Origin of the sequence: Streptomyces sp. NBC_01446 (assembly GCF_026340095.1) — a bacterium.
Lineage (GTDB): Bacteria > Actinomycetota > Actinomycetes > Streptomycetales > Streptomycetaceae > Streptomyces > Streptomyces aureus.
This window is the reverse complement of record NZ_JAPEPO010000001.1, coordinates 6,278,486-6,293,287: the sequence shown is the minus strand read 5'-3', so window position 1 is coordinate 6,293,287 and position 14,802 is coordinate 6,278,486. Positions and strand designations below refer to the sequence as shown.

The window sequence follows — 14,802 nt, the reverse complement described above, 5'->3', positions numbered from 1 at the left end:
GCGGCCATGGCGGCGCCGGGTGGAGGTTCAGCCCTGCTGCCCGTACCCGCGCAGCTTCTCCTCCACCTCGCGCACCTGGTCGCGGGTGAGGAGCTTCGGCGTGTGGTGCGGGTGGGCGCTCGCGGTGAGCCAGACGCGGCACAGCCATTCGAGCTGGGCCGTGCGGTCGTAGGCGGCGGCGAGGGTGTCGCCGTAGGTGAGGGTGCCGTGGTTCTGGAGCAGGCAGCCTGTCCGCCCCTTGAGAGCGTCGAGGACGTTCTCGGCCAACCGCTCGGTGCCGTACGTCGCATACGGGGCAACCCGGACGGGTCCGCCGAGGGCCGCGGCCATGTAGTGGATCAGCGGGAGTTCGGGCACGAGGGTGGAGACGGCGGTGGCGTGGACCGCGTGGGTGTGGACGACGGCGCGGGCGGGCGTGGCGCGGTAGACCGCCAGATGCATCGGGAGTTCGCTGGTCGGGGTCAGGGTTCCGGCGCTCTGCTCGCCGTCGAGGCCGACGGCGACGAGGTCGTCCGGGGTCAGCTCGTCGTAGGGGACCCCGCTGGGCGTGACGAGGACGGTGTCGCCGATCCGCACCGAGACGTTTCCCGAGGTCCCGACGACGAGGCCGTCGGCGACGGTGCGCCGGGCCGTCGCCACGAGCGCGCTCCATGCCTGCGCGAGCCCGTCCGCGCCCTGCCCCGCACCGCCCGGTTCCTCCGCCATGCCCGCATCCTGCCAGCCGCACGGCGGGCCCGCGCGGATCGTGAGGCCGGGGCACTTTAGTGCGGAGCTCAGGAGTCCGGAAGCGCACGAATGGGGATGAATGCCCGCCTGGCAACGATTGGCTGGAGATCGGCGGGCATGGAGGGATCTTCCGGTAGCCTCCATGCGGGATTTGTCATGCACGTCGCCATTTCGGGGGGAAATATGGCTCGTGGTCACAAACCGTCCCGTCGCCGTGCGCACATCGCGACCGCGACATCACTGGCCGCCCTGACGTTCGGAGGGACCGCTCTCACCCAGACTCCGGCGTCCGCGGCGGGCGAAACCAAGGGACACGACGTCTCGTCGCACCAGAAGAACGTCAACTGGCAGAAGGCCAAGAGCAAGGGCGCACGGTTCGTCTACGTCAAGGCGACCGAGTCCACCACCTACCGCAATCCCTACTTCGACCAGCAGTACGACGGAGCACGGAGCGCGGGCATCATCCGAGGCGCGTACCACTTCGCGCTCCCGAACAAGTCGTCCGGCCGGACGCAGGCCTCGTACTTCGTGCGCAACGGGGGTGCGTGGCGGGCGGACGGCTGGACGCTGCCGCCGGCGCTCGACATCGAGTACAACCCGTACGGCTCGAAGAAGTGCTACGGCCTGAGCAAGGCGAAGATGATCTCCTGGATCAGGTCGTTCAGCGACGAGGTGCGCCGCAGGACGGGCCGCCGGCCGGTGACTACACCAACTACCGCTGGTGGAAGAACTGCACGGGCGACAGCACGGCCTTCGCGGGCAACCACGCGCTATGGCTGGCCCGCTACGACGCGTCCGCCGGGGCGCTGCCCTCGGGCTGGCCGTACTGGACGTTCTGGCAGTACGACAACAGCGGCGGACTGCCGGGTGACCAGAATCTCTTCAACGGTTCCCAGGCCCAGTTGCGGAGGTTCGCCCGCGGCTAGCGGAGGGCCTGCTTCCGCTTGATTCGGCCGCCGTTCCGCTTCGCGGACGACCCCGTGCCGCCGCCCCGTTCTCAACGGAGTGGCGGCACTCCGCTTCGAGTCACCGCACCGCCCGCCCCAGTTCATCTTCCGTTCACTCAGATTGCCTACGGTCGCCGAGCCACTGACGTCCAACAGAAGCCTGGGTAAATGGAACACATCACGCTTCTCCTCGGGATCGTGATCGTTACCGCTCTCGTGTTCGATTTCACGAACGGTTTCCACGACACAGCCAACGCGATGGCCACCACCATCTCGACCGGCGCTCTCAAGCCCAAGACGGCGGTGGCCATGTCCGCCGTGCTGAACCTCGTCGGAGCCTTCCTCTCCGTGGAGGTCGCCAAGACGATCTCCGGCGGCATCATCAACGAGGACGGACTCAAGACCGAGGTCATCTTCGCGGCGCTGGTGGGCGCCATCCTGTGGAATCTCCTGACCTGGCTGGTGGGGCTCCCCTCCAGCTCCTCCCACGCTCTCTTCGGCGGCCTCATCGGCGCCGCCGTGATGTCGATGGGCTGGTCGTCGATCGACGGCGGCACCGTCGTCACCAAGATCCTCCTCCCGGCCGTCGCCGCGCCGCTCGTGGCGGGCATCGCCGCGATGCTGGCCACCCGGCTCACGTACCGGATAGGCAGCAAGACCGACCAGAAGGCGACCGCCAAGGGCTACCGCGCCGGGCAGATCGCCTCCGCGGGCCTGGTCTCGCTGGCGCACGGGACGAACGACGCGCAGAAGACGATGGGCATCATCACGCTCGCCCTGATCACGGGCGGCGTCCTGAACCCCGGCGCGAACCCCCCGATGTGGGTCATCGTCTCGGCCGGTACGGCCATCGCGCTCGGCACCTACCTCGGCGGCTGGCGCATCATCCGCACCATGGGCAAGGGCCTCACGGACCTCGCGCCGCAGCAGGGCTTCGCCGCCCAGACCAGCGCCGCGACCGCGATCCTCGCCTCCTCGCACATCGGCTTCTCGCTCTCCACGACGCAGGTCTGCTCCGGCGCCGTGATGGGCTCGGGCCTCGGCCGCAAGGGCGGCGTCGTCCGCTGGTCGACCGCGACCCGCATGTTCATCGCCTGGGGCCTGACCCTGCCGGCCGCCGGTCTGGTCGGTGCGGGAGCCGAGTTCCTCACCAAGCAGGGCTCGTGGGGCGTCGCCGTCACCGCGCTGCTCCTGATCGCCGGCGCGGGCACCATCTGGGCGCTGTCCCGGCGCAACTCGATCGACCACACGAACGTCACGGACGACGACGTCACCGACGTCACGGACGAGCCCGCCGGCGTCGTGACCACCGCGATCGCGGCCGTCACCCCGCCGCCCGCCGGCACGGTCGCCGACCTGGACACCGACGTGAAGACCACCATCCCCGCCTCGCCCGCCCCGCCCTCGGCGGAGCCCGCGCGACCGGCCACGGTCTAAGGAAGCAGCAGCGCTATGCACATCGACTGGGCAGCACTCGGCTCCGTGTTCGGAGTCAGCCTCGTGATCACGGTGGCCCTCGTGGGCCTGTTCACCCTCGGCATCGTCGGCCTCACCAAGCGGGAGTCGGCGGCGGCCCAGGGCAACTCGGCGGCGCTGGCCGTCTCCGGCGCGTACGCCTGCTTCGCCCTGTGCGCGGCGGCCGTCGGGTACGGGATCTTCCTGATCGTCGCCTGACCGGAGGTAACCGGCAGGAGTGCGGGGTGCGGGACGCGAAGGCGTCCCGCACCCCGCTTCGTGTGTGCCTCAGCACACTCTCCCTCCGCAGGTCAACGGCAAGTTGACGGGCGTTCGCGGAGCGTGGTGGACTTCCGGGGCCATCTACGGCAGCAGGAGAGGAAGCCGGTGCGAATCCGGCGCGGTCCCGCCACTGTCACCGGGGAGTGATCCCCGCGAGCCAGGAACTCTCGCCGCCGGTCTCTTCCAACCAGGGCGTGGACACCCTGAGTGAGGACATATCGCCATGCGCGGCTGCCAGTTGCGGGTGCTCCCGCCGAGAACGAGTACAAGGGTTCCGTTCGCCGTAGCGGCGGGCTGACCGTGCGAGCCGAGCGCGTCTTCGCGTACGGCAGCGCCGCCGGACTCCTCGGTGACCTCCTGTTCGGCGATCCGCGCCGCGGGCATCCGGTCGCCGCGTTCGGGCGGGCCGCGAGCGCCGTCGAGCGAGTGCTGTGGAGTGACCACCGAGCGTGGGGCGCGCTGCACACCGCCGTGTGCGCCGGCGGCGCCGCCGTCGCCGGTGGCCTCGCCGCGCGCGCCGTGCGCCGCTCCCCCGCCGCCTCCATCGCACTGACCGCCGCCGCCACCTGGGCCGTCGTCGGCGGTACGTCGCTGGGGCGCGAGGCGCGCGCCATCGGGGGCGCGCTGGCCGCCGGTGACGTGGACGCGGCGCGCGAGCGGCTGCCGCATCTGTGCGGGCGCGACCCGCAGGCCCTGGACGCGGACGGGATCGCGCGGGCCGTCGTCGAGTCCGTCGCCGAGAACACTTCCGACGCCGTCGTGGGCGCGCTCGTGTGGGGCGCCGTCGCCGGGGTCCCCGGGCTCGTCGCCTTCCGCGCCGTGAACACGCTGGACGCCATGGTCGGGCACAAGTCGGCCAGGTACCGCCGTTACGGCTGGGCCTCCGCGCGCCTCGACGACGTGGCCGGCTGGCCGGGGGCGCGGCTGACCGGCGTGCTCGCCGCGGTCGCGGGCGGCCGTCCGCGCGGCGCGCTCACCGCGTGGCGCGAGGACGCGCGACTGCACCCGAGCCCCAACGCCGGTGTCGTCGAGGCCTCGTTCGCGGGGGCGCTCGGGGTGCGGCTCGGGGGCACCTTGTCGTACGGCGGGCGGGTCGAGCACCGGCCCGTACTGAACGCGTCGGGCCGGTCCGTGGAGACCGCCGACGTCGAGCGGGCGGCGCGGCTTTCGCGGCGCGTGAGCTGGCTGGCCCTCGGCGTGTGTGTCGCCGGGCGGGCACTGTTGCGGAGGGGGAAGTCGTGAGTGGTGGCGGACTGCTGGTGGCAGGGACCACGTCCGATGCCGGGAAGAGCGTCGTCACCGCGGGCATCTGCCGGTGGCTGGTGCGGCAGGGGGTGAAGGTCGCGCCGTTCAAGGGACAGAACATGTCCCTCAACTCCTTTGTGACGCGCGAGGGCGCCGAGATCGGCCGTGCGCAGGCCATGCAGGCGCAGGCCGCCCGCGTCGAGCCGAGCGCCCTGATGAACCCCGTACTGCTGAAGCCGGGCAGCGACCGGAGCAGCCAGGTGGTGCTCATGGGCAAGCCGGTCGGCGAGTTGAGCGCCCGCGGGTTCTTCGGGGGGTCCGGGCCCGCGGCGAAGCCGCTGTCAGGCGCCGTGTCCCCCGGGAGGGCGCTGCACGGAGGGCGCCAGGCCGCACTCCTCGACACCGTCGTGGGATGCCTGGAGGAACTCCGGGGCAGCTATGACGCCGTGATCTGTGAAGGGGCGGGCTCTCCCGCCGAGATCAACCTGCGCCGCACCGACATCGTCAACATGGGGATCGCGCGGGCCGCGCGGCTGCCCGTGCTCGTGGTCGGCGACATCGACCGCGGCGGCGTCTTCGCGTCGTTCTTCGGCACGACGGCGCTGCTCGCGCCCGAGGACCAGGAGCTGCTGGCCGGCTATCTGGTGAACAAGTTCCGCGGGGACGTCTCGCTGCTCGAACCCGGCCTCGACATGCTCAAGGACCTGACCGGGCGCGCCACATACGGAGTGCTCCCCTTCCAGCACGGCCTCGGCATCGACGAGGAGGACGGGCTGCGCGTGTCGCTGCGCGGCTCCGTGCGCGAGTCACGGACGACGGCCCCCGTCGGCGAGGACGTGCTGCGCGTCGCCGTGTGCGCCGTGCCGCTGATGTCGAACTTCACCGACGTGGACGCGCTGGCCGCGGAGCCGGGCGTCGTCGTGCGGTTCGTCGACCGGGCCGAGGAGCTCGTCGACGCGGACCTGGTCGTCGTGCCGGGAACGCGCGGCACCGTCAAGGCACTTCAGTGGCTGCGCGAGCGCGGCCTCGCCGACGCCCTCGCGCGCCGGGCCGTCGAGGGGCGCCCGGTCCTCGGGATCTGCGGCGGTTTCCAGGTGCTCGGCGAGCGCATCGAGGACGACGTCGAGTCGCGCGCGGGCGCCGTGGACGGGCTCGGACTGCTGCCCGTACGGGTGCGGTTCGAGCGCGATAAGACCCTCGCCCGGCCCGTCGGCGAAGCGCTCAGCGAGCACGTCGAGGGCTACGAGATCCATCACGGGGTCGCCGAAATCACCGGCGGAGAAGCCTTCTTGGACGGGTGCCGCGTCGGCTCCGTCTGGGGCACGCACTGGCACGGCTCGCTGGAGGCGGACGGCTTCCGCCGGGCGTTCCTGCGCGAGGTCGCGGCCGCCGCGGGCCGCCGTTTCGTGCCGGCGCCCGACACGTCGTTCGGCGCGCTGCGCGAGGAGCAGCTCGACCGGCTCGGCGATCTGATCGAAGAACACGCGGACACGGACGCGCTGTGGCGGCTCATCGAGTCCGGCGCTCCGTCAGGACTGCCTTTCATTCCACCGGGAGCGCCCGCATGAGCACAGTGTTGTTGTTGTCGACCGCAGACACCGATCTGCTGGCGGCCCGGGCCTCCGGCGCCCCCTACCGGATCGGGAACCCGACCCGCGTCGACGTGCAGGGCGAACTGCCGGAGCTGCTCGACGGCGTCGACATCGCCGTCGTACGGCTCCTCGGAGGCAAGCGCGCCTGGGAGGACGGGCTCGCGGCGCTGAAGGCGTCCGGCGTGCCGACGGTCCTGCTCGGCGGCGAGAGCGTCCCGGACGCGGAGCTGATGGCCGAGTCGACCGTGCACGCGGGCGCCGTGGCCGAGGCGCTGCGCTACCTCGTCGAGGGCGGTCCCGGCAACCTCGTCGAGCTGGCCCGCTTCCTCGGCCAGGACGTGCTGCGGAGCGGGCACGGCCGGGCCGGGAGCACGCAGGAGCGGCACAGCGCCGAGCCGCAGAAGATGCCCGAGTACGGGGTGCACGGCCGCCGTGCGCGCGTCGAGGGCCGTCCGACGGTCGGCGTGCTCTTCTACCGCGCCCACGAGCTGTCCGGGAACACCGCGTTCGTGGACACGCTGTGCGACGCGATCGAGGCGCGCGGCGTCAACTCCCTTCCGGTGTACTGCGGTTCACTGCGCGGCGCCGACCCCGGCCTGTACGAGCTCCTCGGCGAGGCCGACACCCTGGTCGCGACCGTGCTCGCGGCGGGCGGTACACACGCCTCGCAGGCGTCCGCGGGCGGCGACGAGGAGGCCTGGGACATCGGCGCGCTCGCCGACCTCGACATCCCTGTCCTTCAGGGTCTTTGCCTCACGTCGTCGAAGGCGGCCTGGGAGGCGTCGGACGCCGCCCTGTCGCCGATGGACGCGGCGATGCAGGTCGCGATCCCCGAGTTCGACGGCCGGATCGTCACGGTGCCGTTCTCGTTCAAGGAGGAAGGTCCCGACGGCGTCCCCGTGTACGCCGCCGACCCCGAGCGCGCCGCGCGCGTCGCCGGGATCGCCGTGCGCCACGCCCGTCTCGGCCACAAGCCGAACGGCGAGAAGAAGCTCGCCGTCGTCTTCACCGCCTACCCGACCAAGCACTCGCGGGTCGGCAACGCGGTGGGCCTCGACACGCCCGCCTCCGCGGTCCGCGTCCTGGACGCGCTGCGCGAGGCCGGTTACGGGGTCGACGGCTACCCGGACAACGGGGACGAGCTGATCCACCGGCTCATCGAGGCGGGCGGCCACGACGTCGAGTGGCTCACCGAGGACCAGCTGGCGTCGGCGCCCGCGCGGGTGCCGCTCGCCGACTACCGTGCCTGGTTCGACAAGCTGGCGCCCGAGCTGCGCGACGGGATGCTGAAGGCGTGGGGCGAGCCGCCGGGCTCCCTCTACGTCGACGGCGACGACATCGTGCTCGCGTCCCTGCAGTTCGGCAACGTCGTCGTGATGATCCAGCCGCCGCGCGGCTTCGGCGAGAACCCCATCGCGATCTACCACGACCCGGACATGCCGCCGTCGCACCACTACATGGCCGCGTACCGCTGGCTGGAGAACAGTTTCGGTGCGGACGCCGTCATCCACATGGGCAAGCACGGCACGATGGAGTGGCTGCCCGGCAAGGGTCTCGGCCTGAGCGGGAGTTGTGCGCCCGACGCGGTCCTCGGCGAGCTGCCGCTGATCTACCCGTTCATCGTGAACGACCCGGGCGAGGGCACGCAGGCCAAGCGCCGCGGGCACGCCACGGTCGTCGACCACCTGGTCCCGCCGATGGCCCGCGCCGACACGTACGGCGATCTGGCGAAGCTGGAGCAGCTCCTCGACGAGTACGCGCTCGTCTCCGACCTGGACCCGACGAAGGCCCCGGCCGTGCGCGCCCAGATCTGGACGCTGGTGAAGGCCGCCGAGCTCCACCACGACCTGCATGTCGCCGAGCAGCCGGACGACGGTGACTTCGACGAGTTCGTGATGCACATCGACGGCTATCTGTGCGAGATCAAGGACGTGCAGATCCGTGACGGTCTGCACATCCTGGGCGGCGGCCCGGTCGGGGAGCCGCGCGTGAACCTCGTGCTCGCCGTGCTGCGCGCCTCGCAGGTGTGGGGCGGCACCGCGAACGCCCTGCCCGGCCTGCGGGCCTGTCTGGCCGAGCACTTCGGCCTGGTGGAGAAGGAGCTGCTCGGCGAGCCCGGCGCGCCGGTGAAGGTGCCGGACGGGCTGACAAACCTCGTCGACGGTCCCGCCCGCAGCGCCGCCGACGCGATCGACCTCCTGGAGCAGCTGTGCCGGCGCGCGGCCGAGGGCATGGAGGAGCGCGGCTGGGACGCTGCGGCCGTCCCCGCGCTCGTCCGGGACGTCGTCGGGACCGAACTCCCGGACGCCGTCGCGGTGTTGGAGTTCGCGTGCCGTGAGGTCGTGCCCCGGCTCGCGCGCACCACGGACGAGATCGGGCACATTCTGCGTGCGCTCGACGGCGGATACGTGCCCGCGGGACCGTCCGGGTCGCCGACGCGCGGCCTGGTCAACGTGCTGCCGACGGGCCGCAACTTCTACTCCGTCGACCCGAAGGCGATTCCGTCGCGGCTGAGCTGGGAGGTCGGGCAGGCGCTCGCCGACTCGCTGGTGGCGCGCTACCTCGCCGACACCGGCGAGCACCCCAAGTCCGTGGGCCTGACGGTGTGGGGCACCTCCGCGATGCGTACGCAGGGCGACGACATCGCGGAGATCCTCGCGCTGCTCGGCTGCCGCCCGGTGTGGGACGACGCCTCGCGCCGTGTCACCGGCTTCGAGGTCGTGCCGGCCGCCGAACTCGGGCGCCCGCGCATCGATGTGACGGTCCGTATCTCCGGCTTCTTCCGTGACGCGTTCCCGCACGTCGTCGGTCTGATCGACGACGCCGTGCAGGCCGTCGCCGCGCTCGACGAGAGCCCCGAGCAGAACTACGTACGGGCGCATGTCGAGGAGGACGCCGTCGAGCACGGCGACAGGCGGCGGGCCACGGCCCGGATCTTCGGGTCGAAGCCGGGTGCGTACGGGGCGGGTCTGCTGCCGCTGATCGACGCCCGCAACTGGCAGTCCGACGCGGACCTCGCCGAGGTGTACGCGGTGTGGGGCGGCTACGCGTACGGGCGCGGGCTCGACGGACGGGCCGCGCGCGGCGACATGGAGACGGCGTTCCGGCGCATCAACGTGGCGGCGAAGAACGTCGACACCCGCGAGCACGACCTCGTCGACGCCGACGACTACTTCCAGTACCACGGCGGCATGGTCGCCATGGTGCGGCATCTGACGGGGGCCTCCCCCGAGGCGTACGTCGGCGACTCCGCCGTGCCCGACCAGGTGAAGACCCGCACACTCGGCGAGGAGACCCACCGGGTGTTCCGGGCGCGTGTGGTCAACCCGCGCTGGATGGCCGCGATGCGCCGCCACGGCTACAAGGGCGCCTTCGAGATGGCCGCCACCGTCGACTACCTCTTCGGGTACGACGCGACGGCCGGCGTGGTCGACGACTGGATGTACGAGAAGCTGTCGGCCGAGTACGTCTTCGACGCGGAGAACCAGGACTTCATGAAGAAGTCCAACCCGTGGGCCCTGCGCGGCATCACCGAGCGGCTACTCGAAGCGGCCGAGCGCGGGCTGTGGGCCGAGCCGGACGCGCAGACGCTGGAGCGGCTGCGGGCCACATATCTGGAACTTGAGGGCGACTTGGAGGGCGACGACCAGTGAGTACCCCCTATCCGTTCACCGCGCTCGTCGGGCAGGACGACCTGCGTCTTGCCCTGCTGCTGAACGCGGTCAGCCCCGCCGTCGGCGGTGTGCTCGTGCGCGGCGAGAAGGGCACGGCCAAGTCGACGGCCGTACGCGCTCTTTCGGCGCTCGTGCCGGAGGTCGAGGTCGTCGCCGGGTGCCGGTTCTCGTGTGCGCCCGGCGCGCCCGACCCCGCGTGCCCGGACGGGCCGCACGAGACCGGACCCGGCACCTCACGTGCCGCCCGCATGGTCGAGCTGCCCGTCGGCGCGTCCGAGGACCGGCTCGTCGGCGCGCTCGACATCGAGCGGGCGCTCGCCGAGGGCGTCAAGGCCTTCGAGCCGGGACTCCTCGCCGACGCGCACCGCGGGATCCTGTACGTCGACGAAGTGAACCTGCTGCACGACCACTTGGTGGACCTGCTGCTCGACGCGGCCGCGATGGGCGCCTCGTACGTGGAGCGCGAGGGCGTCTCCGTACGGCACGCCGCGCGCTTCCTGCTCGTCGGCACCATGAACCCCGAAGAGGGCGAGCTGCGGCCGCAGTTGCTCGACCGGTTCGGGCTCACCGTGGAGGTCGCCGCCTCCCGCGAGCCCGACCAGCGCGTCGAGGTCGTCAAGCGGCGTCTCGCCTACGACGACGACCCCGAGGGCTTCGCCGGGAAGTGGGAGCAGGAGGAGTCCGCCGTACGGGCGCGGATCGTCGCGGCCCGTGACCTGCTGCCTTCGGTGCGGCTCGGTGACGCCGCGCTGCGTCAGATCGCCGCGACGTGCGCCGCGTTCGAGGTCGACGGGATGCGCGCGGACATCGTGATGGCGCGTACGGCGACGGCGCTCGCCGCGTGGGCGGGCCGCACGGACGTGCTGGCCGAGGATGTGCGGCAGGCCGCGCTCCTGGCGCTGCCGCACCGCAGGCGCCGCAACCCGTTCGACGCGCCGGGGCTCGACGAGGACAAGCTCGACGACACTCTTGAGGAGTTCGGCGGACAGGACGACGAGCCCGATCCCGACGGTGACGGGGACGGCGGCGGGGACGGTCCCGGCGGCGGTGGCGGGCAGCCGCCGCAGGACGCGCCCGAGGGCGACGGCCCCGACGCGGGCGGCGACCAGGCCGCCGACATCCCCGCACAGGGCGAGCCCTCCGACAGCGGCGAGCAGAAGGCTCCCGCGGGCGGCGGCGAGCAGGCGGCCGCACGGGCCTCCGAGCCGTTCCGTACGAAGATGCTGAGCGTGCCCGGACTCGGTGAGGGTGCCGCCGGGCGGCGCTCGCGGGCCCGTACGGAACACGGGCGTACGACGGGTGCGCGGCGCCCGCGTGGCGCGCTCACCAAGCTGCACCTGGCGGCGACCGTGCAGGCCGCGGCCCCGCACCAGCGGGCACGGGGGCGTTCCGGTCCTGGGCTCGTGGTGCGGCGTGACGATCTGCGGCAGGCGACCCGGGAGGGCCGCGAGGGCAACCTCGTGCTGTTCGTGGTCGACGCCTCCGGGTCGATGGCGGCGCGGCAGCGGATGAGCGCCGTGAAGGGCGCTGTCCTGTCGCTGCTCCTCGACGCGTACCAGCGGCGGGACAAGGTGGGGCTCGTGACGTTCCGCGGCTCCTCGGCCGACGTGGCGCTCCCGCCGACGTCCTCCGTGGACGCGGCAGCCGTACGGCTGGAGTCGCTGCCCACCGGCGGGCGTACGCCGCTGTCCGCGGGGCTCCTCAAGGCGCACGACGTGCTGCGCGTGGAGCGGCTGCGGGACCCGGCGCGCCGGCCGCTCGTCGTGGTGGTGACCGACGGGCGTGCGACGGGCGGGCCGGAGCCGGTGGCGCTCGCGGGGCGTGCGGCGCGGCTGCTCGCGGCCGAGGGAACGGCGTCGGTCGTCGTGGACTGCGAGTCGGGTCCGGTGCGGCTCGGGCTCGCCGGTCAGCTGGCGGGCGAGCTGGGCGCGACGGCGGTGACGCTCGACGAGCTGCGGGCCGATTCGATAGCCGGGCTCGTGAAGGAGGTCCGACAAATGCAAGGGCTGCAGTCGAACAGCAGGAGGGTCGCGTAATGCCTCAGGGACAGCCGAGCGTCGTGCCGGACGACGGGCTCACGACGCGGCAGCGGCGCAACCGGCCGCTCGTCGTCGTCCACACCGGCATCGGCAAGGGCAAGTCGACGGCGGCCTTCGGGCTCGCCCTGCGCGCCTGGAACCAGGGCTGGCCGATCGGGGTGTTCCAGTTCGTCAAGTCGGCGAAGTGGAAGGTCGGCGAGGAGAACGCGCTGCGCGTCCTCGGCGCGAGCGGCGAGGGCGGGACCGTCGACTGGCACAAGATGGGCGAGGGCTGGTCCTGGGTCCAGCGCGACGCGCAGATGGACAACGAGGAGAAGGCCCGCGAGGGCTGGGAGCAGGTCAAGCGCGACCTGGCCGCCGAGACGTACCAGCTGTACGTGCTCGACGAGTTCGCCTACCCGATGCACTGGGGCTGGATCGACACGGACGAGGTCATCTCCGTGCTGCGGGACCGGCCCGGGACCCAGCACGTCGTGATCACCGGGCGCAACGCCCCCGGGAAGCTGGTGGACTTCGCGGACCTGGTCACCGACATGTCCAAGGTCAAGCACCCGATGGACGCGGGCCAGAAGGGCCAGAGGGGCATCGAGTGGTGAGTACGTCCATGCCTCGGCTCGTCATCGCCGCGCCCTCGTCGGGCAGCGGCAAGACGACCGTCGCGACGGGTCTGATGGCGGCGTTCGCCGGGCGCGGGCTCGCCGTGTCACCGCACAAGGTCGGGCCCGACTACATCGACCCCGGGTACCACGCCCTGGCCACGGGGCGCCCGGGTCGCAACCTCGACGCGTACCTGTGCGGGCCCGAGCTCGTGACGCCGCTCTTCGCGCACGGGGCGCGGGGGTGCGATCTCGCCGTCGTCGAGGGCGTGATGGGGCTTTTCGACGGGGTCTCCGGCCAGGGGGAGCTGGCGTCGACCGCGCACGTCGCGAAGCTCCTTCGGGCGCCGGTCGTGCTGGTCGTCGACGCGTCGTCGCAGGCCCGGTCCGTGGCCGCGCTCGTGCACGGTTTTGCGTCGTTCGATCCTGAGGTGCGGCTCGCCGGGGTGATCCTCAACAAGGTCGGGTCCGACCGGCATGAGGCGATCCTGCGGGAGGCGCTGGACGAGTCGGGGGTGCCGGTGTTCGGCGCCTTGCGCCGGGGCGGGGAAGTGATGACTCCCTCGCGGCACCTGGGGCTCGTGCCGGTGGCCGAGCGGGGGGCGGAGGCGGTTGCGGCTGTTGCCGCGATGGCCGAGTTGGTGCGGGTCGGGTGTGACCTGGACGCGCTGTACGCCATGGCGCGTAGTGCTCCGTCGTTGGGGGGTGCGGCTTGGGACGCGGCTGAAGTCTTGGGGTCGCTCCCCCAGCCCGCCCCTTCCCGGAACCGGGGCTCTGCACCGGACCCCGGTCCTCGGACGCCGGACGGGCCGAATCGGCCGGACCGCACCGTGGATGACAAGCCTCGCGTTGCCGTAGCCGGTGGGCCCGCCTTCACCTTCTCCTATGCCGAGCACAGTGAGCTGCTTGCCGCCGCCGGGGCCGACGTCGTGGCCTTCGATCCGCTTCGGGACGAGCAACTCCCGGATGGAACAGGCGCGTTGGTCATCGGTGGGGGTTTTCCGGAGGTGTACGCCTCCGAGCTGTCCGCCAATGAACCGCTGCGCAAGGCCGTCGGTGAGCTCGCGCGGTCCGGGGCGCCCGTCGTCGCCGAGTGTGCGGGGCTGCTGTATCTGGCGCGTTCCCTGGACGGGCAGCCCATGTGCGGGGTCCTGGACGCCGACGCGCGGATGTCGCAGCGGCTGACGCTCGGGTACCGGGACGGCGTGGCCGTGTCCGACAGCGTGCTGGCCTCGAACGGGACGCGGGTGCGCGGCCATGAGTTCCACCGCACCGTCGTCGAACCCGGGGCCGGCGCCACCCCCGCGTGGGGCATCACGCGTCCCGAGCGGCGCGTCGAAGGGTTTGTGCAGGGCGGGGTGCACGCCTCGTATCTGCATGTGCACTGGGCCTCCGTGCCCCAGGCGGCGCGGCGCATCGTCGCGCAGGCAACCGAAGTCGCGCGGGCAACCGAAGGAGTCACCCCGTCATGACCGACAACACCACGCACCGGCTGACCGGCGTCGGCGTGGGTCCCGGTGACCCCGAACTCGTGACCGTGAAGGGCGTGAACGCCCTGCGCGAGGCCGCCGTCGTCGTCGTACCGGTGATGGCCGCTGCCGACGGGACCGACGGCGGAGAGCCCGGCCGCGCCGAGGCGACCGTCCTGCACTACGTGCCCGCCGACAAGGTCGTCCGCGTCGTCTTCGCGCTCAACGAGCGCTCCGACCGGGCCCGGCGCGAGGCAGCCTGGGACGCGGCCGGCGAGCGTGTCGCGGCGCTCCTGCGGGAGAACGGCTCCGTCGCGTTCGCGACGATCGGCGACCCGAACGTGTACTCCACGTTCACGTATCTCGCCCTGACCGTGGGGGAGCTCGTGCCGGGGACCGTCGTCGAGACCGTGCCGGGCATCACCGCCATGCAGGATCTCGCCGCGCGGTCCGGCGCCGTGCTCACCGAGGGCACCGAGCCGCTGACGCTCGTGCCGGTGACCGCCGGTTCGGCCGTGCTCAAGGAGGCGCTCGCGGGGCCCGGCACCGTCGTCGCGTACAAGTTCGGGCGGCTCGCCGGCGAGGTCGCCGCGGCGCTGCGCGAGACGGGACGGACGCAGGACGCCGTGTGGGGGTCCGCGCTCGGGCTGCCCGAGGAGTCCATCAGGCCCGCCGCCGAACTGGGCGCCGACGCCGCGCTGCCGTACCTGTCGACGCTGATCGCGCCCGCGCGGCGCGACGGCGGACGGGGCGGGAAACTGTGAACCGCCGGGGGGC

General features: G+C 72.5%; 10 protein-coding genes, 1 pseudogene and 1 riboswitch. Of the genes and pseudogenes, 10 read left to right on the top strand and 1 reads right to left on the bottom strand.

The window, feature by feature from the left end:
• Nucleotides 1–27: 27 nt before the first annotated feature.
• Nucleotides 28–705, bottom strand: a complete 678-nt coding sequence (locus tag OG456_RS28210) for a class II aldolase/adducin family protein (RefSeq protein WP_266565746.1) — start codon at nt 703–705, stop codon at nt 28–30.
• 204 nt (nt 706–909) lie between these two features.
• Between OG456_RS28210 and OG456_RS28205 the strand changes: the two are divergent.
• The 10 genes and pseudogenes from OG456_RS28205 (at nt 910) to cobI (ending at nt 14,789) form a co-directional block, all read left to right on the top strand.
• Nucleotides 910–1,652: pseudogene (locus OG456_RS28205) on the top strand (lysozyme).
• Between the two features lie 189 nt (nt 1,653–1,841).
• Nucleotides 1,842–3,110, top strand: a complete 1,269-nt coding sequence (locus OG456_RS28200) for an inorganic phosphate transporter (RefSeq protein ID WP_266565744.1) — start codon at nt 1,842–1,844, stop codon at nt 3,108–3,110.
• Between the two features lie 15 nt (nt 3,111–3,125).
• Entirely contained in the window at nt 3,126–3,347 is a 222-nt protein-coding gene (locus tag OG456_RS28195; protein ID WP_100592482.1) for a hypothetical protein, read from the top strand.
• A 109-nt stretch (nt 3,348–3,456) separates the two neighbouring features.
• Nucleotides 3,457–3,598: riboswitch (cobalamin riboswitch) on the top strand.
• A gap of 112 nt (nt 3,599–3,710) precedes the next feature.
• On the top strand, nt 3,711–4,652 hold the full coding sequence (locus OG456_RS28190; RefSeq protein WP_266565740.1) for a cobalamin biosynthesis protein: 942 nt from the start codon (nt 3,711–3,713) through the stop codon (nt 4,650–4,652).
• Nucleotides 4,649–6,223, top strand: coding sequence for a cobyric acid synthase (locus OG456_RS28185; RefSeq protein WP_266565738.1), 1,575 nt, complete (start codon nt 4,649–4,651; stop codon nt 6,221–6,223). The genes OG456_RS28190 and OG456_RS28185 overlap by 4 nt, the downstream gene beginning before the upstream one ends.
• Entirely contained in the window at nt 6,220–9,900 is a 3,681-nt protein-coding gene (gene cobN, locus OG456_RS28180; protein WP_266565736.1) for a cobaltochelatase subunit CobN, read from the top strand. The genes OG456_RS28185 and cobN overlap by 4 nt, the downstream gene beginning before the upstream one ends.
• Nucleotides 9,897–11,957, top strand: a complete 2,061-nt coding sequence (locus tag OG456_RS28175; protein WP_266565734.1) for a putative cobaltochelatase — start codon at nt 9,897–9,899, stop codon at nt 11,955–11,957. The genes cobN and OG456_RS28175 overlap by 4 nt, the downstream gene beginning before the upstream one ends.
• Nucleotides 11,957–12,556, top strand: coding sequence for a cob(I)yrinic acid a,c-diamide adenosyltransferase (cobO, locus tag OG456_RS28170; protein ID WP_266565732.1), 600 nt, complete (start codon nt 11,957–11,959; stop codon nt 12,554–12,556). The genes OG456_RS28175 and cobO overlap by 1 nt, the downstream gene beginning before the upstream one ends.
• A gap of 8 nt (nt 12,557–12,564) precedes the next feature.
• Nucleotides 12,565–14,028 carry a cobyrinate a,c-diamide synthase gene (locus OG456_RS28165; RefSeq protein ID WP_266569462.1) on the top strand — a complete coding sequence of 488 codons (1,464 nt, stop codon included), beginning with the start codon at nt 12,565–12,567 and terminating at the stop codon, nt 14,026–14,028.
• The gene (gene cobI / locus OG456_RS28160) at nt 14,025–14,789 is read left to right on the top strand and encodes a precorrin-2 C(20)-methyltransferase (RefSeq protein WP_266565731.1); all 765 of its coding nucleotides are present in this window, start codon (nt 14,025–14,027) and stop codon (nt 14,787–14,789) included. The genes OG456_RS28165 and cobI overlap by 4 nt, the downstream gene beginning before the upstream one ends.
• Nucleotides 14,790–14,802 lie beyond the last annotated feature (13 nt).